This is a genomic window from Lysobacter sp. Root667, from assembly GCF_001427715.1.
GTDB lineage: Bacteria > Pseudomonadota > Gammaproteobacteria > Xanthomonadales > Xanthomonadaceae > Lysobacter.
Genome location: NZ_LMHF01000009.1, coordinates 793,878 through 812,660 on the forward strand (window position 1 = coordinate 793,878; position 18,783 = coordinate 812,660).

Consider the following 18,783-nt stretch of genomic DNA (forward strand, 5'->3'; position numbering starts at 1 on the left):
CGTCCTGCGGGGCCGGGCAAGCTCCGCCAACGCGTCCCGAAGCGTTCGGGCTTGCTCAGGCCTCGCCCGGCGGCGGGCCCAGCTTCAACGACAGGTCGATCGCGCGCACATGCTTGGTCAGGCCGCCGATCGAGATGCAGTCGACGCCGTCTTCGGCGATCGCGCGCAGGCCGGGCAGGTCGACGCCGCCGGATACTTCCAGCGGGATCGCGCCGTGATAGGGCGCGGCGGACGCGATCCGCACCGCCTCGCGCCGGGTCGCGGCGTCGAAGTCGTCGATCAGGATGCGGTCGCAGCCTTCGCCCAGGGCTTCGTGCAATTGCGCGATCGACTCGACCTCGACGATCAGCGGCAGGGTCGGGTGCATGGCGCGTGCCGCATGGATAGCCGCGGTCAGAGAGCCGGCGGCGCGGACGTGGTTTTCCTTCAGCATCACCGCGTCGTACAGGCCGATGCGGTGATTGACGCCGCCGCCCACGCGCACCGCGTACTTCTGCGCCAGGCGCAGGCCGGGCAGGGTCTTGCGGGTGTCGAGGATCTTGGCGCGGGTGCCGCGCACGGCTTCGACATAGGCCGCGGTGACGGTGGCCGTGGCCGACAGGGTCTGCATGAAATTCAGCGAAGCGCGCTCGGCGCTGACCAGGGCGCGTGCGCGGCCCTGCAGGGTCGCCAGCACGGTGCCGGCGGCGACGTGGTCGCCCTCGGCCACGCGCCAGGCGATGCGTACGTCCGGGTCCAGAGCGCGGTGGCAGGCGTCGAACCAGGGCCGGCCGCAGACCACCGCCGGCTCCTTGCACAGCAGGTAGGCGCTGTCGGCGATGTCCGGGAGCAGGGCGGCGGTGACGTCGCCGCTGCCGAGGTCCTCGGCCAGGGCCTGGGCGACGTCGGCTTCGACCTGTTCGGCCGGCGGCGGCGCGATCGGTGCGCTCATGCCGACGGGAAGCCGTCGATCTGGGCGGTGGCGACGGCCTCTTCGGCCAGCAGCACCGGGATGCCGTCGTCGATGCGGTAGACGGTCTTGCGGTCGCGGGTGATCAGGCCCTCGCGCAGGGCCTGGGTCTGCGCGGCGCCGTCGCCGCGGACCACGCCGCCGGCCGCGATCGCGGCGTTCAGCGCCTGCAGGCCGCGGTTGTCCAGCGGCAGCAGCGGCTGGCGGGTGACGGGGCAGACGAGCAGGTCCAACAGTTTGCGATCCATACGGTGTGGTGCCGATACGACGGGACAGGGCGTTAGAATACGTCTTTGCGCCAAGGCCCGACCAATGTCCGCATCCGATTCGCCCGGTTCCGACCGCTCCGCGTCCGCCTCGCCGCCGCTGGTCGGCATCGTCATGGGCTCGCGTTCGGACTGGGACACCATGCAGCACGCCGCCGCCAAGCTCGAGGCGCTGGGCGTGCCGCATGAGGTGCGGGTGGTCTCGGCGCACCGCACCCCGGACGTGCTGTTCGAATACGCCGATACGGCGGCGGCACGCGGCCTGCGCGCGATCATCGCCGGCGCCGGCGGCGCCGCCCACCTGCCGGGCATGCTGGCGTCCAAGACCGCGGTGCCGGTGCTGGGCGTGCCGGTGCAGTCCAAGGCGCTCAACGGCATGGATTCGCTGCTGTCGATCGTGCAGATGCCGGCCGGCATCCCGGTCGCCACCTTCGCGATCGGCAACGCCGGCGCCGCCAACGCCGCGCTGTTCGCGGCCGCGCTGCTGGCCCCGGAACACGCCGCGATCGGTCAGGCGCTGAACGCGTTCCGCGCCAAGCAGACCGACGACGTGCTCGCCAACGACGATCCGCGTAAATGACCACGGTCGGCATCCTCGGCGGCGGGCAGCTCGCCCGCATGCTCGCATTGTCCGGCGCGCCGCTGGGCCTGCGCTTCCTGGTCATGGACAGCGCCGACGACGCCTGCGCCGGTCAGTTCGCGCCGATGGTGGTGGGCGACTACACCGACCAGGCCGCGCTGGCCGAGTTCGCGTCCAAGATCGACGTCGCCACCTTCGATTTCGAGAACGTGCCGGCCGAGTCCGGCCAATGGCTGGCCGAGCGCGTACCGGTGTTCCCGAGCCCGCGCGCGCTGGGCGTGGCCCAGGACCGCCTGGCCGAGAAGACCCTGTTCCGCGAGCTCGGCATCCCGGTGCCCGAATTCGCCGACGTCGCCACCCGCGTCGCGCTGGACGCGGCGATCGCCGCGATCGGAACGCCGTGCATCCTCAAGACCCGCCGCCTGGGCTACGACGGCAAGGGCCAGTTCCGGATCAAGACGCCGGCCGACGCCGACGCGGCCTGGGCCGCGCTGGGCGCGCAGGCGACCACGGTCGGACTGATCCTGGAAGGCTTCGTGCGCTTCGAGCGCGAGCTGTCGGTGGTCGCCGTGCGCGGCCGCGACGGCGAGTTCCGGGCCTGGCCGCTCACCGAAAACTGGCACGTGGACGGTGTGCTCTCGGCCAGCCTCGCGCCCGCCCAGGCCGACGAGGCGCTCGCGCGCACCGCGCATGCGCACGCGCGCAAGCTCGCCGAAGCGCTGGACTACGTCGGCGTGTTCGCGCTGGAGCTGTTTTGCCGCGACGGCGAACTGCTGGCCAACGAACTCGCGCCGCGCGTCCACAACTCCGGCCACTGGACCATCGAAGGCAGCGAGACCTCGCAGTTCCAGAACCACCTGCGCGCCGTGCTCGGCCTGCCGCTGGGCGACACGCGCATGCTCGGCCATGCCTGCATGCTCAACTGGATCGGCGAGATGCCCGCGGCCGAAGCGGTGTTGCGTGAGGCCGGCGGCCATTGGCACGACTACGGCAAGTCCTCGCGCGACGGCCGCAAGGTCGGGCACGCGACCCTGCGTGCGGACGCGCAGGACGAACTGGCCACAGCGCTGGCCCGGGTCGGCGCGGCGCTGAGCCGGCAGGCGCAGGTCGCGCCGGTGATCGAGGCCCTGGGCCCGCGCTCGTAAACTCACGATTCTGTCCAGGCGCATGCGACGCGCTGCGTCGGCATGCGCTACCGCTCACGCACTGGGATGCATGGATGCACAAGATTCTGCTGATCGTCGTACTGCTGGCCGGCTGCTCTCAGGCGACCGATGCTAAAACCGTACTGGAGCGCGCCAAGGACGACGACGTGACCGAGGTGCCGACCGGCGATCCGGCCATGGAGGCCGCGTTCGCCAAGGCGCGCGCGTCGCTGGACGGTTTCCTGACACTCGAAAAGAACCCGCCACCGCACCTGTCGGCTTTCTCGGTCAAGGTCGGCATCGAGCAGGACGGTTACAAAGAATTTTTCTGGTTGTCCGATCTGGACGAGACCGCCAGCGGCTACTCCGCGACCATCGACAACCAGCCCGAGCGCGTGGACCGCGTGCGCCTGGGCCAGCGCTACGAGTTCGCGCGCGGCGAGATCGTCGACTGGACCTATCGCGACGACGAACGCAAGACCACGCACGGCAACTTCACCGGCTGCGCCTTGCTCAGCCACGAGCCGCCGGAGCAGGCCGAAGCGTTCAAGCGCGAGTTCGGCCTCAGCTGCGACTGAGTAGACCGATCGCGGCGCGCTCAGGTTCGCCCGCCGCCCGCACGCAAACGAAAACGGCCGGGTTTCCCCGGCCGTTTCGCGTATTGCATGTTCGCGTACTGCGTGAGCGCGTCGCTTACTTCAGGTTCGAAGCCACGAAGTCCCAGTTGACCAGGTTCCAGAACGACTCGACGTACTTCGGGCGAGCGTTGCGGTAGTCGATGTAGTAGGCGTGTTCCCACACGTCGCAGGTCAGCAGCGGGGTGTCTTCGCCGGTGAGCGGGGTGCCGGCGTTGGAGGTGCTGACCAGGGCCAGCGAACCGTCCGGACGCTGCACCAGCCAGCCCCAGCCCGAGCCGAAGGTGCCGACGGTGACCTTGGTGAACTCGTCCTTGAACTTGGCGAAGTCGCCGAAGGACTTGGCGATCAGCTCGCCCAGCTTGCCGGTCGGCTCGCCGCCGCCGTTGGGGGACAGGCAGTTCCAGTAGAAGGTGTGGTTCCAGATCTGCGCCGCGTTGTTGAATACGCCGCCCTGCGACTTGCGGATGATGTCCTCGAGCGACATGTCGGCGAACTCGGTGCCGGGGATCATGTTGTTGAGGTTGGTCACGTAGGCCTGATGATGCTTGCCGTAGTGGAAGTCGATGGTCTCGCCGGAGATGTGCGGTTCGAGCGCGGTGCGGTCGTAGGGCAGAGCGGGCAGTTCGATGGCCATTGGCGGGCTCCTTGCTGGATTCTGGGGGCTGGCTAGAGGGGGGCGACGGGGTGCGTACCGCTGCCGGGTCGCGTGTCCGCTGCCGTGAAGGCTTACAATTGCCCATTCTATCCCCACGCTCTGTTGCCTGAACGTATACGGCGCAACAGAGCATTGCAGGAGTTGCCCCCATGTCCGTTATGGAGCGGATCCAGGCCGAAGTCGAAGGCCATCCGATCGTTCTTTTCATGAAGGGAACCGCGCAGTTCCCGATGTGCGGTTTTTCCAGCCGCGCAGTGCAGGCGCTCAAGTCCGCCGGCGCGACCGTGCTGCATACGGTCAACGTGCTCGAGGATCCGGAGATCCGCGCCAACCTGCCGCGTTATTCCAATTGGCCGACCTTCCCGCAGTTGTTCATCCACGGCGAGCTGATCGGCGGTTGCGACATCACCCTGGAGCTGTTCGAGTCCGGCGAGCTGGCGCGCATGATCAGCGAGACCCAGCGCCAGTGAGCGCGGTCGCGGCATCGGCCGATGCGGCCGCGCTGGCCGATCGCGTGGTCCTGGTCAGCGGCGCGCAGGGCGGTCTCGGCACCGCCGCGGCCCAGGCCTGCGCGCGCGCCGGCGCCACCGTGGTGCTGCTGGGGCGCAAGCCGGCCAAGTTGAACCGCGTCTACGATGCGATCGCCAAGCTCGGTCCCGAGCCCGTGCTGTACCCGCTGGACCTGGAAGGCGCCGCGCCCGACGACTACGCCGAACTGGCGCAGCGCATCGGCGACGAATTCGGCCGCCTCGACGGCGTGCTGCATTGTGCCGCCGACTTCCCCGGCCTGACCCCGCTGCTGCAGACCGACCCGGCCGCGTTCGCGCGCGCCATCCACGTCAACCTCACCGCGCGCTGGTGGCTGTCGCAGGCCTGCCTGCCACTGCTTGCGAGGGCGCCGGACGCCGCGCTGGTATTCGCCATGGACGACCCGGCCCGGGTCGGCCGCGCCTACTGGGGCGGCTACGGCCTGGCCCAGCATTCGTTGGCGGCGCTGGTCGGCATGCTGCACGCCGAGATCGGCAACGGCCCGGTCCGCGTCGCCGGCCTGCAGCCGGGCCCGATGCGCACCGCGCTGCGCGGCAAGGCCTACGTCGAAGAGAACGACCGCGAGGCCCGCGACCCGGCCGATTACGCCGCCGCCTGCGTGACCCTGCTGTCGGCCGCCGGCGCCGCCCACCGCGGCCAGGTCTGGCATCCGCTGCCGGAGCGCGCCGCGCCGTGACCATCGCCTCGGCCGCGCTGCTGCTGTTCCTGATCCTGGACCCGCTGGGCAACATCCCGGTGTTCCTGAGCCTGCTGCGCGGCCTGCCGCCGAAGCGGCAGCGGATCGTGCTGGCGCGCGAGCTGCTGATCGCGCTGGGCGTGCTGATGCTGTTCCTGTGGGGCGGCAAGTACGCCCTGGAGCTGATGCACCTGCGCCAGGAGTCGGTCTCGATCGCCGGCGGCATCGTCCTGTTCCTGATCGGCATCCGCATGATCTTCCCGCCGCCGGAAGGCCTGATGGGCGAGCTGCCCGAGGGCGAGCCCTTCATCGTGCCGATGGCGATCCCGCTGGTGGCCGGCCCTTCGGGCATGGCCGCGGTGATGCTGATGGGCAGCAACGAGCCCACCCGCCTGGGCGACTGGAGCCTGGCGCTGATGATCGCCTGGGGCGCGACCGCGGCGATCCTGTTCTCGGCCACCTTGCTCTATAAGCTGCTGGGCCGGCGCGCCCTGATCGCGATCGAGCGGCTGATGGGTATGCTGCTGGTGGCCATCTCGGTGCAGATGTTCCTGGACGGCCTCGGCACCTACCTGCAGATTTCCCCGCCCTGAGGAACCTCCGGCCCGGCCGCGACCGCGCGCCCGGCCGGTGCCCGCAGGCACGAGCTAAGTGCCTGTCCGGCATCGCAAAGCCACGCGGCGGGCGCCCGGACTTTGCCGCAGTAGCCGGTTCAGCTTGGACCGCGGTCACCGTGTGACAAGCCTTGACGCTGGTCACGTCTCTGTCACACAGCCCACTTAGCCTGTTAAACTGCTGTTAACCCGGCGGGGCTGCACGCGCTGCACCCGGGTAGGGGCGGAACACCACCAGTCTTTGGCGTATGGCGCATAGCGCCCGCCGACGCACGCCAAGAATTCCATGTATCCCACGCACTGAGGCCATCGTAATGACCCATCCGAATAGCGTCCGGTTGTCCAAGCTCACGCTTGGTCTGCTCGCCGTTCTCGCCACCGCGCCCGTATTCGCGCAGAGCACGTCCGCCGGCGTTGCCGGCCGCGTGGTCGGCGCAGATGGTCAACCCGTCGTAGGCGCCGAAGTCACGATCACCCACACCGAGTCGGGCACCGTCAGCCGCGCCGTGACCGACGCCGACGGCCGCTACAACGCGCGCGGTCTGCGTGTCGGTGGTCCGTACGTGATCACCACCACCAAGGAAGGCGCCGGCACCGGCTCGCAGGACGGCGTGTTCCTGAACCTCGACAAGGTCAACAACGTCGACGTGTCCCTGAACAATTCGGTCACCACGCTGGAATCGGTCCAGGCCGTGTCCTACGGCGGCTCGGAAGTGTTCAGCGCGACCAAGATGGGCGCCGGTTCCAACGTGACCCGCCAGCAGCTGGAATCGTTCCCGTCGATCAACCGCAACCTGCAGGACTACGTCCGCCTCGACCCGCGCGTCGCGCAGACCGACAAGTCGCGTAACGAGATCTCGGTCGGCGGCCAGAACCCGCGCTACAACGTGGTCCGCGTCGACGGCATCAGCACCGCCGACTCCTTCGGCCTGGAATCCAACAGCCTGCCGACCCCGCGCCAGCCGTTCTCGATGGACACCATCGACGAAGTGGCGGTCGACGTCGCCAACTACGACGTCACCATCTCCGGCGGCACCGGCGGCGTGATCAACGCCGTGACCAAGTCGGGCACCAACGAGTTCCACGGCTCGCTGTACGGCATCTACCGCGACGGCGATTGGGCCGGCAAGAACCGCAACAACGTCCGTCCCAAGCTGTTCGACAACGAGACCACCTACGGCGCGACCTTCGGCGGCCCGCTGATCAAGGACAAGCTGTTCTTCTTCGCCAACTACGAGAACTACAAGGGCAAGGGCCTGTTCACCGGTAACTCCGGTTTCGGTCCGGTCGGTTCGGGTGAGAGCAACATCGTCAACATCACCCAGCAACAGATTAACGACGTCATCAATATTTCGAAGAACACCTGGGGCTTCGATCCGGGCACGCTGGCCAAGCCGGCGCTGAACTCGGAAGCCGAAGAGTACGGCATCAAGATCGACTGGAACATCACCGACGCCCACCGCGCCAGTTTCCGCTACAGCAAGTCCGAGCAGAACACCGCCAACCTGCAGGGCTTCGGCAACACCACGCTGGCGTTGAACACCTACCACTACGTGCGTGACTTCGAGCTCGAGTCGTACACCGCGCAGCTGTTCAGCGACTGGTCCGACAACTTCTCCACCGAAGCCAAGGTTTCGTACCGCGACTACTCGGCCGTGCGCAACCCGCTCGCCGACCTGCCGGCAATCGCCGTCCGCATCGGTTCGGCCACGCTGAACCTGGGTACCGAAGAGAACACCCACGCCAACGTGCTGGAAACCACCACGAAGAACGCGTTCTTCGCCGGTAACTGGTTCCTGGGCGATCACACCCTGAAGTTCGGCGTCGACTACGAAGAGAACGAGGTCTACAACCTGTTCGGTCGTCGTGTGAATGGCGTCTACACCTTCAACAGCATCGCCGATTACGCGGCCGGTCGTTCCAGCCGTTACCAGCTGTTCTATCCGGCCGGTGGCGAACTCAACAACATGGCGGCCGAGTTCAAGCTCAAGAACCTGGGCCTGTTCGTGCAGGACAGCTGGGCGGTCAACAACAACCTGACCCTGACCTTCGGCCTGCGTTACGACGAGCCGATGGTCGATGGCAAGCCGCCGTTCAACGCCGCCGCGTCCACTGCGTTCGGCTATCGCAACGACGCCACCATCGACGGCAACGGCCTGCTCTCGCCGCGCTTCGGCTTCAACTACACCTTCGACAGCGAGCGTCCGACCCAGGTGCGCGGCGGTATCGGTCTGTTCCAGGGCTCGGCCGCGACCGTATGGCTCGCCAACCCGTACGCCAACAACGGTCTGTCGTATATCGATTATTTCGACTCCAACGGCACCAACGTCTTCTCGCCGAATCCGAATGGCCAGCTCGCGATCGCACAGGCTGGCGGCACGCCGGGCGTGCAGTCGGTCGATTTCATCGATCCCGACCTGGGCCAGCCGTCGGTGTGGAAGGCCAACCTGGCGTTCGATACCGAGCTGCCGTGGTGGGGCGTCGTCGGCGCCGCCGAGATCGTGCTGACCTCGGTCAAGGAAGGTATCTACTACCAGCAGCTGAACCTCGGCAACTCCACCCGTCTGGGTCAGGACGGCCGTGCGATGTACTGGAACAACGCCGGCCTGAATCCGGCCAGCTGGAATTCGCTGGGCGCCGCCTGCCGCAACGAGACCGGCGTGCAGCCGGGCAGCTCCTGCGTCAGCAGCGGTACGGACGCTCGTACCCTGCGTAACCGCGGCTACAACGACGCGATCATCGCCCGTTCGACCAGCAAGGGCGAAAGCCAGCAGCTGACCCTGTCCTTGAACAAGCCGTTCAACGAGAGCGACTGGTCCTGGTTGCTCGCCTACACCTACACCAACGCCAACGAAGTCAGCCCGCTGACCAGCTCGACCTCGGGCTCGCAGCTGGGCAACGTGGCGGTGTTCCAGTCCAACGAAGAGGTCTCGTCGACCTCCAGCTACGAGATCAAGAACCGCTTCACCGCGGCGGTCAGCTGGAAGCACGCCTTCTTCGGCGACTACAACACCAGCGTGTCGATGTTCTACGAAGGCCGTTCGGGCCGTCCGTACAGCTACACCTTCGACAACGATGCCAACGGCGACGGCCGCGCCAACGACCTGCTGTACATCCCCAAGGACCTCACCGACGTGGTGTTCGGTTCCGCGGCGGAAGCGGCTGGCTTCTGGGCGTTCGTGAACTCGAACGACTACCTGAGCCAGCACAAGGGCCAGGTCGCCGAGCGCAACGCCGCGCACGGCCGCTGGGTCAACCAGTTCGACATGCGCATCTCGCAGGAAATCCCGGGCTTCATGGAAGGCCACAAGGCCGAAATCGCCCTGGACATCCTCAATGTCGGCAACCTGCTGAACAAGAAGTGGGGCAGCGTCGAAGAACAGGCGTTCCCGGGCTACCGCGGCATCGTCGAGTACGGCGGCATCTGCGGCGCCGGCGGCGCTCCGCTGACCGGCACCTGCGCCGGCAACGCCGGCAAGTACGTGTACCGCTACAACGGTCCGGACGCCCTGAACATCTACGACGACAAGGGCATCTCGCGCTGGGCCGCCCAGATCAGCTTCCGCTACAAGTTCTGATCGGAAGCCAGTCTTGCGACACCAGGAAACGGCCGGGGAAACCCGGCCGTTTTCTTTTATGGGGACCCCTGCGCTAGAGTCGCTGTCCAACTATCGACGATGAACACCCAAGAGAAGGCAAGCATGACCGCAACCATCACCACCGCCCTGCCGACGGTGAACGCACGTATCTACCCCAAGGGCGGGCTGGACGTCCTGTCGCGGGACGAGGTCGCGCGCCTGCGCGACGCCTCCACCGGCATGCACGACCTGCTGCGCCGCTGCGCCCTGGCCGTGCTGACCAGCGGCAGCGCCTCCGACGACCCGCGCGCGGCGCGCGAGCTGTACCCGGATTTCGATATCCAGGTCCATCAGCAGGACCGCGGCGTCCGCATCGACCTGGCCTATGCGCCGGCGATGGCCTTCGTCGACGGCGAGATCATCCGCGGCGTCGCCGAGCTGCTGTTCGCGGTGGTCCGCGACCTGGCCTACACCGCGATCGAGCTGTCCGCCGACGCCGGCCGCGACCTCAAGAGCAGCGACGGCATCACCGATGCGGTGTTCGGGCTGCTGCGCAACGCGCGCATCCTGCACCCGGCCGATCCCAACCTGGTGGTCTGCTGGGGCGGCCATTCGATCTCGCGCGACGAGTACATCTACACCAAGCAGGTCGGCTATGAGCTGGGCCTGCGCGGCCTGGACATCTGCACCGGCTGCGGCCCGGGTGCGATGAAGGGGCCGATGAAGGGCGCGACCATCGCCCACGCCAAGCAGCGCAAGCGCCGCATGCGCTACATCGGCATCACCGAGCCGGGCATCATCGCCGCCGAGTCGCCGAACCCGATCGTGAATCACCTGGTGATCATGCCGGACATCGAGAAGCGCCTCGAAGCCTTCGTGCGCCTCGGCCACGGCATCATCGTGTTCCCGGGCGGCGTCGGCACCGCCGAGGAGATCCTGTACTTGCTCGGCATCCTGCTGCGCGAGGAGAACGCGCACCTGCCGTTCCCGCTGATCCTGACCGGCCCGGTGGCTTCGGCGCCGTACTTCGAGCAGATCGACCGTTTCCTGCGCCTGACCCTGGGCGAAGCGGCGACCTCGCGCTACGAAATCATCGTCGGCGACCCGGAGGCGGTGGCCAAGCGCATGTCCGCGGGCATCCGCAAGGTGCGCGAGCACCGCATCGCGCAGAAGGACTCGTTCTACTTCAACTGGTCGATCGACATCCCGGTCGAGTTCCAGCAACCGTTCGTGCCCAGCCACGAGGCGATGGCGGCGCTGGATCTGCACCACGGCCGCAAGCCGCACGAGCTGGCCGCGGACCTGCGGCGCGCGTTCTCCGGCATCGTCGCCGGCAACGTCAAGGAAGACGGTATGCGCCGCATCGAGGAGTTCGGCCCGTTCGAGATCCACGGCGACGCCGACATGATGCAGTCGCTGGACGCGTTGTTGCGCGCGTTCGTGGAGCAGCGCCGGATGAAGATCGCGGGCGAGTACCGGCCCTGCTATCGGGTCGTGACCTGAGCGATCGTGCCCGGTCCACCGCGACCGGGCGTAGGAAGGAGGGGCGTCGCGTGCGGCGCCCAGGCTCGGCACGGACAGCGCGACGGGCAGGGCGCTCGCGCGAGGCGCCACTGATCGCAAGGGCCGCCGATGCCGCCGAACGGTCGGATGGCAGGCCGATTTCCCGCGTTCGACACGGCCGTGCCGGTTCACGTCGCAGTTTGTTGCCGTTGCTCGTCACAAAATGACGCCGTCAGGGCACGCCTGTACCGACCGCTCGACCGCCCGTCCGGCCAAGACTTGCTACTTGACGGCACTTCTCTAGCATCGCCTTTGTGAATGCTGGGGAGAGAGCATGTCCAGATTGAGTGCCAATCAGGGCTTTACCCTGATGGAATTAATGATCGCGATCGCCGTTCTGGGCGTGCTGCTGGCCCTGGGCTGGCCGTCGTTCACTGACGCCTTGAGCAACAACCGCCTGGCGGCTGCGTCCAATTCGATGATCGCCGGCGTCAACCTGGCCCGCAGCGAGGCCATGCGCAGCAATCGCGCCGGCGGCGTCTGCCCCAGCGCCGACGGCGCCACCTGCGGCAACGACTGGAGCGCCGGCTGGCTGGTCTGGAACGACGCCAACACCGACGGCGCCAAGGCCGCCGACGAGCCGGCGATCCGCTACTTCCAGGGCAACGCGGCGCAGGTGGCCCTGGCTTCGGCCGGCGCGGCGGTGCCGAGCATCGTGTTCGACCGTCGCGGCCGCATGACCGCCCCGGCCGCCAATGCGGTGTTCACCGCGCACGCCGTGGACTGCACGGCCGGCGCCGCCAACAAGCAACGCCGCCTCACCGTTACCCGCGCCGGTCAGGTGCGCATTCAGAAGGAAAGCTGCTCATGAGTCGGTCCTCTTCGCGCGCCCGGGCGTCGTTGCGGCGCTCCGTGGGCGGCTTCTCTCTGATCGAGGTGCTGATCGCGCTGCTGGTGCTGGCTTTCGGCCTGCTCGGCCTGGCGTTCCTGCAGACCCTCAACATCCGCTACACCCAGAGCGCGAACCACCGCACCACCGCGGTGAACCTGTCGCATCAGGTCGTGGACATGATGCGGACCAATCGCGTGGTCTCGCGCCAGTACGCGGCACTGACCTTCAACAGCTTCCCGACCGCGCCCGCCGTCGGCGGTTGCGGCCGCGGCGCGGCGACCGACTTCAACGCCAACATGAACGTGTGGCGCTGCGAAGTCAGTTCCAGCCTGCCGGGCGGGCAGGGCCAGGTGGTGTTCAACGGCAATGTCGTGACCGTGACCCTGCGCTGGGCCGACGACCTCAACCAGGCCGCCTTGGGCCAGGCCCAATCGACCTACGTGGTGACCACACGGCTATGACTCGTCATTCGCATATTCGTTACCGCTCGCAGCAGGGTCTGTCGCTGATCGAGCTGATGGTCGCGCTGGCGATCGGCATGGTGCTGATGCTGGGCCTGGTGCAGGTGATGTCGGCCTCGCGCTCGGCCTACCGTCTGGCCGAGGGCATCGGCCGCGCCCAGGAGAACGCGCGTTTCGCGATGGACTCGCTGGAACGCGACCTGCGCATGGCCGGGCACCTGGGCTGCGTCAACGATTCCGCCCTGTTGCAGGCGGCGGTTCCGGCCGAAGAGGGCCTGAACCTGCTGTTCCTGAACCCGGCCGACCGCGTCGCCAGCAACTTCGCCAACGCGCCCTACCTGCTGCGCTTCGACGTCGGCATGCAGGGCTTCGAGGCCGTCAACACGTCGCCCGGCGACACCATCAACGTCACCAGCGGCGCACCCGTGCTGGGCAACGTCAATCAGTGGAACCCGGCGCTGCCTGCCGATATCGGCGCTTTGCAGCCGGTGGCCGGCAGCGACATCCTGGTGCTGCGGTACTTCTGGCCGATCGGTACCGGCATGACCGCGTTCACCGCCGGCGACCCGACCAGCACCGTGACTCCGATCACCACGGAAGTCACCACCGGCGGCTCCGGCTTGTTCGGCATCAGCGACTGCAGGCGCGCCAGCGTGTTCGCCGGCGGCGTCAACGCGGGCACCGGCGTGATCACCGTCTCCTCCGCCGCCGATCCTCTGAACCTGTCCAATTTCATGGGCGACCGCGACTCCTACGACGCGAGCAAGGCCACGCTCTACCGTGCCGAAATCGTCGTGTACTACGTCGGCGTCGGCATGGGTACCGGCGCCGTCGGCACCGCGGCGCCGTCCTTGTACCGGGCGCGCTACACACGCAATGCCGCCGGCGGTTTGCAGGCCGAACGCGAAGAGCTGGTCGAAGGCGTCGAGTCCTTGCAGTTGCTCTATGGCCAGGATCGGGTCACGGCTGCAGCCACGCCCCCCAGCGGCTACATCACCACCAGTTGGACCGCCAATCAGGTCGGCGGCGGCGTGGTCAATCCGAACGGCAACAACGCCAGCCTCTGGCGTCGCATCGGCTCGGTCCAGGTAGGCCTGGTGATGCGCAGCTCCGAAGGCGCCGTGTCGGCGCAGATGGATCCGGCCGTGCAGCGGATGTCGGTGCTGGGCACCTTGGTGACCCCGCAGAACGACGGCTACTACCGCGCCGTTTACGAAACCAACGTTGCCCAGCGCAACCGCCTGTTCGAGAACTGAGGAGACAGGCCCATGAGTCGTTCCGGATTCAACGGTCCGCGCAAGCAACAAGGTGCTGCACTCTACGTGGCCCTGATCTTCCTGATCATCCTCGCCTTGCTCGGCATCACGGGCATGCAGGTGGCGACGATGCAGGAGCGCATGTCGTCCAACTATCTGGCCACCAACCAGGCGTTCCAGCGTGCCGAGGATCTCGCGCGCGAGGCCGAGGGTCAGGTTGGCGCTTCGACCCGCATGGAAGAGTGCGGCGTGTTCGATCCGGCTGCATTCGGTACGGCGGCGTCGATCGCGCCGGCCGGCAGTCCGGAGCCGGCCGCACGCGTACGCAACATCGACCAGTGCATCGGCGGTGGGCAATTGAACATCGGCGAATTCCCGGCCAGCGAGAAGGTGTTCGTGCGTTATCGCATCACCGCCTACCGCGCCGATCGGGCTTCAGAACCGTCGTCCGACGCTGTCGTCGACACCATTTTCATCGGCCGCTGAGGGCCTTGGCCATGAACGCGAATCGCATACTCATTATCGCCGCCGCGACCAGCCTGGCTGTGCTCGGTATCCGCGCACCGCAGCTGGGCGCGAACACGACCACCCAGGGCGCCGGCACGCTCGCGCAGGCGCCGCTGAACCTGGGCGGCGACGGCGTACCACCGGCCTTCATGATGGCGGTCGACGACTCCGGCTCGATGACCTTCCAGACCATGTTCCCCGGTCAGGACGGCGAGATCTGCTTCGGCCGCGACAGCTCCACCCAGCCCTACGGCCTGTTCTATACCAGCGGCGCCAACGCCGGTAAGCCGCGCACCGACGGCGGTTGCGACCACTTCTACCTGTTGCCCGGTCCGCGTATCGGCAGCGGCTTCCTCGGCCTGCCGCCGCTGGATTCGCTGGGCGCAGCGCGCTCGTCGGACTTCAATCCTTCGTTCTTCAATCCCAACGTGAAGTACGAAGCCTGGCTGACCGCGGCGATGCCGCCGACCAAGGTCCCGTACGACTACAGTCTCGCCAATCCCAACGGCAACGCTTCGACCACCGCCACCAAGATCGACCCGCGGACCGCCGGCACCACGGTCAACCTGGCTGCGAACCGCTACGATACGAACACGGACGTGTTCACCCTGCGCAACGGCATGTTCCTGCCGGCGGGCACCAATTACCGGGTCGTGGGCGGCAACAACAACATCGTCGGCTCCGGCGGCCTGACCTGGAACAGCGGCAACACCAACGTCTACATGCAGTACTACCCGGCGACCTTCTATATGAAGACGACCACGCCGGCTGCGGAACAACCGGTGGGGTACAAGACCGACACGACCTCGCGTCCGGTGATCTCCAATGCCTGCGGCACCGGCTGCAACATGTGGAAGTACACCATCGCCACGGCCAATTTCGACACCACGGCCAACTACAACGCCATGTTGCAGAATTTCGCCAACTGGTTCAGCTACTACGGCAACCGCAACCGCGCCATGGTCGCCGGCATGAGCCGTTCGCTGGCCGACATCAAGGACATGCGCGTCGGCTTCTTCCCGATCAACTCGCATAACAGCTACAACGACCCGATCAACACGGTCGGCGACCGTGTCTTCATGCAGGACATGAGCGTGCAGGCCCGGCGCGACGACCTGTACACCAACAGCATCTTCAAACTTGGCGCCAGCGGCAGCACGCCCAATCGCCAGGCGGTCAGCGCGGCCGCCAGTCAGTTCCGGCGTACCGATGGGTTGGCCGACGGCAAGGGCGGCGCACCGGTCCAGCGCGTCTGCCAGAAGAATGCGGTGATGCTGTTCACCGACGGTTACAGCAACCAAGGCAGCGTCACCACCGGCAACGTCGACGGCAACATGGGCGCGCCGTTCGCCGACAGCAACTCGGACACGATGGCCGACATCGTCAGCCAGTACTACCTGGGCACCGAAGCCGGCGGCGTCGTTCCGCTGCGTACCGACGGCAACTTCGCCCTCGGCACCGGCGCCGGCCGCGTGCCGGTTCCGGACGAGTGCAAGGGCGTGTCGCCGAGCAAGAAGCTGGATTGCGAGCGCCGCCTGCACATCAACTTCTACGGCATCACGCTCGGCGCCCGCGGCACCATCTTCAACCCGGATGTCGTCCAGGATCCGTTCGTGACCAACCCGGCCTGGCCCGGCTGGCAGAACGACAACCCGACCACGGTCGACGACATCTGGCACGCCTCGGTCAACACCCGCGGCGAGTACATCAACGCCAAGACCCCGGCCGACATCACCGCCGCCATGCGCCGCGTGCTGGCCTCGGTCTCCGGCGGCGCCAGCCCGTCCGGCAGCGCCGGCCTCAGCGGTGCGCGCATTTCCACCAACTCGCTGTCGGTGGTGCCGTTCTACGAGGCCAGGAACAACAACACCGACTGGTACAGCCGCCTGACCGCATCGTCGGTCAGCGTCAGCACCACCGGTCAGATCACCTTCACCAGCAAGTGGGAAGCGAGCGCGCAGTTGCCGCGCACCGGCCGTAACCTGCTGTTCGGCACCTCGTCCGGCGGCAGCGTCAAGCCGGTGGTGAAGTCGTTCGCATCCAGCAACCTCGGCGACGTGTTCACCACCCTGTGCGCCGACAGCTTCTCGAACTGCAGCAAGGCCGCGGTCACGACCTTGGGCGTGACCGAGTCCGAGGCCGTGGCCTATCTGGCCGGCCAGGACACCGGCGAGAAGAAGAACGGCGGCAAGATGCGCGATCGCACCACCCGACTGGGCGATATCGTCAACTCTTCGCCGGTGGTGTCCTCCGCGTTCGACAACTACGGCTACATGACCCTGCGTGGCGCCACCGCCACCGATTTCGATCCCTACAACTACGAAGCCTATCTGACGCTCAAGCAGAACCGCCTGCCGATGGTCTACGTCGGCGCCAACGACGGCATGCTGCATGCGTTCCGCGGTGACAACGGCGGCGAGTCCTTCGGCTACATCCCGACCACCGCGGTCGGCCACATGGGCAACCTGCTGTTCCCGTACGATCCCGACCGCAAGAGCGACCAGATCTTCCAGCACCGTTACTTCGTCGACGGCCCGATCACGGTCTCCGACGCCTACAACGGCAGCGGCTGGAACACCGTGCTGGTCGGCAGCTCCGGCGCGGGCGGCCGCAGCGTGTTCGGTCTGAACGTGACCGATCCGACCCTGTTCAGCGCCGGCAACGTGCTGTGGGAAATCAACGACAAGGTCACCGGCACCACCGGCCAGCGCATCGGCCACGTGCTGGGCAAGCCGCTGGTCGTGCCGGTGCGTACCTCCGGCGGTACCCGCTGGAAGGCGATCTTCGGCAACGGCTACGGCAGCATCAGCGGCAAGGCTTCGCTGTTCGTGGTCGACGTGATCGACGGTTCGGTGGTCACCATCGAAGTCGCCGAGACCCCCGGTACCGGCGTGCCGACCGAGCCCAACGGCATGGGCAACGTCATGGCGCTGGACCGCTATGTGTTCGATTCCGCTGGCGGCGGCACCTTCACCGCGGGCAGCGACGGCTATGTCGACACCGTTTACGGCGGCGACCTGCACGGCAACATCTGGAAGTTCGACTTGCGCACCAACACAGCCGCCTTCGGCGCCGACAAGCCCTTCTTCACCGCCAAGGACGCCAACGGCAAGCGCCAGCCCATCACCGGTGGTCTGAACGCGGTCGCGGGTCCGTCCAGCGGCGTGATGATCCTGTTCGGCACCGGCAGCTATTCCTTCGGCGGCGACTCCGACAACAAGGACATGCAGTCGGTGTACGGCGTGGTCGACAGCGGCGTCCGCATCACCGCAGCGCGCGACACCGCGCTGCAGCAGCAGGTGCTGAGCAACGACAACGTCGACGCCACCCGCGAGGTCACCCAGAACTCGGTCAACTTCCTGACCAAGTCCGGTTGGTATCTGGACCTGGCGGTGAAGACCGGGACCGGGGCGCCCGTGCAGACCGGCGAGCGCATGGTCGGTCGTCCGCGCATCCAGGACGGCACCTTCTTCTTCCCGACCTTCGAACCCATCGTATCGACTGCGGCAAACGCGGCCGAGACCGGATGCGCAGCGGGCGGCACCAACTGGCTCTATGGCCTGAGCGCGCTCAGCGGCAGCGCCTACATGAGCAGCGTGCGGCCGGGTTCGCCCACGGGCAGTCCGATGGCCGCCGGTTCGGGCGCGGTGAAACTGGAAAGCGACACCAGCGGTCCGATCACCGACGTGAACATCTTCAGCCCGCCGCCGCCGCCGGATCTGCCGCCGGGAGCGACGCAGGCCGAGATCGACGCCCGCCTGAATCAGCCGCCCTGCACCCGTATCATCAACGCCGCCGGCGGCCCGTCGCTGTACAAGTGGGGCATGTGCGGTCGTCAGTCGTGGCGTCAGGTCCGTTAACGCAATCAGGAAGCCCGCAGATATGAACCGTCACAACGCTATCCGAGGCTTTACCTTGATCGAGCTGATGATCGCGATCGCGATCGTCGGCATCCTGGTCGCCGTCGCGGTGCCGGCGTACCAGGACAGCGTGCGCAAATCGCGGCGCGGTCAGGTCAAGGCCGACCTGGTCGAGATCGCCCAGCTGGCCGAGCGCTTCCGCTCGGTCAACAACACCTATGTGGGCTTCGCCCTTCCGACCGGCATGAACGTCTCGCCGCGCCAGGGCACGGCCTACTACAACATCGCGATCGCCAACCAGAGCCCCAACACCTACACCCTGACGGCCACGCCGCAGGGACCGCAGACTGAGGACACGCTGTGCGGCACCTTGAGCCTCAACGCCGCCGGCGCGAAGACGGCGGCCACCCCGGATATCGCGCGCTGCTGGTAAGCCGAAACGTGGGTTGCGAACACGAAAGGGCCGCGGGAAACCGCGGCTCTTTCGCTTTGCGTCGCTGAGCGGTAATCGCCCCGCCGTCGTCCACGCCGGCCGGCATGCCGACGCCAGCGCGTCGATCTTCTGCCAAGATGCAGCCTATACGGAGCGCTGGAGCTGGGGGGGCTATGGATTGCGCGTTGTGGATATCGGATCTGGGGCATCGCCGTCCTGTC

At 67.2% G+C, this 18,783-nt stretch carries 17 protein-coding genes; 14 read left to right on the forward strand and 3 right to left on the reverse strand.

Features of this window, described 5'->3' with window-relative positions:
• Nucleotides 1-55: 55 nt before the first annotated feature.
• Nucleotides 56-931, reverse strand: coding sequence for a carboxylating nicotinate-nucleotide diphosphorylase (gene nadC, locus ASD78_RS07145; RefSeq protein ID WP_056099557.1), 876 nt, complete (start codon nucleotides 929-931; stop codon nucleotides 56-58).
• Complete coding sequence (locus tag ASD78_RS07150) at nucleotides 928-1,197, reverse strand: Trm112 family protein (RefSeq protein WP_056099560.1); 270 nt, start codon at nucleotides 1,195-1,197, stop codon at nucleotides 928-930. The genes nadC and ASD78_RS07150 overlap by 4 nt, the downstream gene beginning before the upstream one ends.
• Nucleotides 1,198-1,261: 64 nt before the next feature.
• On the opposite strand from ASD78_RS07150, the gene purE reads away from it, so the two are divergent.
• From purE to ASD78_RS07165, 3 genes are all read left to right on the forward strand, one after another.
• Nucleotides 1,262-1,795, forward strand: coding sequence for a 5-(carboxyamino)imidazole ribonucleotide mutase (purE, locus tag ASD78_RS07155; protein ID WP_055902808.1), 534 nt, complete (start codon nucleotides 1,262-1,264; stop codon nucleotides 1,793-1,795).
• Nucleotides 1,792-2,940, forward strand: a complete 1,149-nt coding sequence (locus ASD78_RS07160; protein WP_056099562.1) for a 5-(carboxyamino)imidazole ribonucleotide synthase — start codon at nucleotides 1,792-1,794, stop codon at nucleotides 2,938-2,940. Before purE ends, ASD78_RS07160 begins: the two co-directional genes overlap by 4 nt.
• Nucleotides 2,941-3,014: 74 nt before the next feature.
• Nucleotides 3,015-3,518, forward strand: coding sequence for a DUF2314 domain-containing protein (locus tag ASD78_RS07165; protein ID WP_056099565.1), 504 nt, complete (start codon nucleotides 3,015-3,017; stop codon nucleotides 3,516-3,518).
• 115 nt (nucleotides 3,519-3,633) lie between these two features.
• Here the strand turns inward: ASD78_RS07165 and sodB are convergent, their stop codons facing one another.
• On the reverse strand, nucleotides 3,634-4,212 hold the full coding sequence (sodB, locus tag ASD78_RS07170; protein ID WP_056099568.1) for a superoxide dismutase [Fe]: 579 nt from the start codon (nucleotides 4,210-4,212) through the stop codon (nucleotides 3,634-3,636).
• 170 nt (nucleotides 4,213-4,382) lie between these two features.
• Between sodB and grxD the strand changes: the two genes are divergently transcribed.
• From grxD to ASD78_RS07225, 11 genes are all read left to right on the forward strand, one after another.
• Entirely contained in the window at nucleotides 4,383-4,703 is a 321-nt protein-coding gene (gene grxD / locus ASD78_RS07175; RefSeq protein WP_055902796.1) for a Grx4 family monothiol glutaredoxin, read from the forward strand.
• Nucleotides 4,700-5,458, forward strand: coding sequence for an SDR family NAD(P)-dependent oxidoreductase (locus tag ASD78_RS07180; protein ID WP_056099570.1), 759 nt, complete (start codon nucleotides 4,700-4,702; stop codon nucleotides 5,456-5,458). Before grxD ends, ASD78_RS07180 begins: the two co-directional genes overlap by 4 nt.
• Nucleotides 5,455-6,051: a YhgN family NAAT transporter gene (locus ASD78_RS07185; protein ID WP_055902790.1), complete on the forward strand. Its 597-nt coding sequence runs from the start codon at nucleotides 5,455-5,457 to the stop codon at nucleotides 6,049-6,051. Before ASD78_RS07180 ends, ASD78_RS07185 begins: the two co-directional genes overlap by 4 nt.
• A gap of 335 nt (nucleotides 6,052-6,386) precedes the next feature.
• On the forward strand, nucleotides 6,387-9,650 hold the full coding sequence (locus tag ASD78_RS07190; protein ID WP_056099575.1) for a TonB-dependent receptor: 3,264 nt from the start codon (nucleotides 6,387-6,389) through the stop codon (nucleotides 9,648-9,650).
• A 99-nt stretch (nucleotides 9,651-9,749) separates the two neighbouring features.
• Nucleotides 9,750-11,153, forward strand: a complete 1,404-nt coding sequence (gene ppnN / locus ASD78_RS07195) for a nucleotide 5'-monophosphate nucleosidase PpnN (RefSeq protein WP_200944132.1) — start codon at nucleotides 9,750-9,752, stop codon at nucleotides 11,151-11,153.
• A 334-nt stretch (nucleotides 11,154-11,487) separates the two neighbouring features.
• On the forward strand, nucleotides 11,488-12,024 hold the full coding sequence (locus ASD78_RS07200) for a GspH/FimT family pseudopilin (protein ID WP_082559645.1): 537 nt from the start codon (nucleotides 11,488-11,490) through the stop codon (nucleotides 12,022-12,024).
• The gene (gene pilV, locus ASD78_RS07205) at nucleotides 12,021-12,506 is read left to right on the forward strand and encodes a type IV pilus modification protein PilV (protein WP_082559644.1); all 486 of its coding nucleotides are present in this window, start codon (nucleotides 12,021-12,023) and stop codon (nucleotides 12,504-12,506) included. Before ASD78_RS07200 ends, pilV begins: the two co-directional genes overlap by 4 nt.
• On the forward strand, nucleotides 12,503-13,762 hold the full coding sequence (locus tag ASD78_RS07210; protein ID WP_056099577.1) for a PilW family protein: 1,260 nt from the start codon (nucleotides 12,503-12,505) through the stop codon (nucleotides 13,760-13,762). The genes pilV and ASD78_RS07210 overlap by 4 nt, the downstream gene beginning before the upstream one ends.
• A gap of 12 nt (nucleotides 13,763-13,774) precedes the next feature.
• The gene (locus ASD78_RS07215; RefSeq protein ID WP_055902770.1) at nucleotides 13,775-14,248 is read left to right on the forward strand and encodes a PilX N-terminal domain-containing pilus assembly protein; all 474 of its coding nucleotides are present in this window, start codon (nucleotides 13,775-13,777) and stop codon (nucleotides 14,246-14,248) included.
• Nucleotides 14,249-14,259: 11 nt separating this feature from the next.
• The gene (locus tag ASD78_RS07220) at nucleotides 14,260-18,129 is read left to right on the forward strand and encodes a PilC/PilY family type IV pilus protein (RefSeq protein WP_056099580.1); all 3,870 of its coding nucleotides are present in this window, start codon (nucleotides 14,260-14,262) and stop codon (nucleotides 18,127-18,129) included.
• A 22-nt stretch (nucleotides 18,130-18,151) separates the two neighbouring features.
• The gene (locus ASD78_RS07225; protein WP_056099583.1) at nucleotides 18,152-18,562 is read left to right on the forward strand and encodes a type IV pilin protein; all 411 of its coding nucleotides are present in this window, start codon (nucleotides 18,152-18,154) and stop codon (nucleotides 18,560-18,562) included.
• The last annotated feature ends 221 nt before the right edge of the window (nucleotides 18,563-18,783 follow it).

Coding starts and splice junctions, on each gene's coding strand:
- ASD78_RS07160 (WP_056099562.1), top strand. CDS start 1,792: ATGACCACGGTCGGCATCCTCGGCGGCGGGCAGCTCGCCCGCATGCTC.
- nadC (WP_056099557.1), bottom strand. CDS start 931: ATGAGCGCACCGATCGCGCCGCCGCCGGCCGAACAGGTCGAAGCCGAC.
- ASD78_RS07220 (WP_056099580.1), top strand. CDS start 14,260: ATGAACGCGAATCGCATACTCATTATCGCCGCCGCGACCAGCCTGGCT.
- ASD78_RS07210 (WP_056099577.1), top strand. CDS start 12,503: ATGACTCGTCATTCGCATATTCGTTACCGCTCGCAGCAGGGTCTGTCG.
- ASD78_RS07150 (WP_056099560.1), bottom strand. CDS start 1,197: ATGGATCGCAAACTGTTGGACCTGCTCGTCTGCCCCGTCACCCGCCAG.
- ASD78_RS07215 (WP_055902770.1), top strand. CDS start 13,775: ATGAGTCGTTCCGGATTCAACGGTCCGCGCAAGCAACAAGGTGCTGCA.
- ASD78_RS07190 (WP_056099575.1), top strand. CDS start 6,387: ATGACCCATCCGAATAGCGTCCGGTTGTCCAAGCTCACGCTTGGTCTG.
- sodB (WP_056099568.1), bottom strand. CDS start 4,212: ATGGCCATCGAACTGCCCGCTCTGCCCTACGACCGCACCGCGCTCGAA.
- purE (WP_055902808.1), top strand. CDS start 1,262: ATGTCCGCATCCGATTCGCCCGGTTCCGACCGCTCCGCGTCCGCCTCG.
- ASD78_RS07165 (WP_056099565.1), top strand. CDS start 3,015: ATGCACAAGATTCTGCTGATCGTCGTACTGCTGGCCGGCTGCTCTCAG.
- grxD (WP_055902796.1), top strand. CDS start 4,383: ATGTCCGTTATGGAGCGGATCCAGGCCGAAGTCGAAGGCCATCCGATC.
- pilV (WP_082559644.1), top strand. CDS start 12,021: ATGAGTCGGTCCTCTTCGCGCGCCCGGGCGTCGTTGCGGCGCTCCGTG.
- ppnN (WP_200944132.1), top strand. CDS start 9,750: ATGAACACCCAAGAGAAGGCAAGCATGACCGCAACCATCACCACCGCC.
- ASD78_RS07200 (WP_082559645.1), top strand. CDS start 11,488: ATGTCCAGATTGAGTGCCAATCAGGGCTTTACCCTGATGGAATTAATG.
- ASD78_RS07225 (WP_056099583.1), top strand. CDS start 18,152: ATGAACCGTCACAACGCTATCCGAGGCTTTACCTTGATCGAGCTGATG.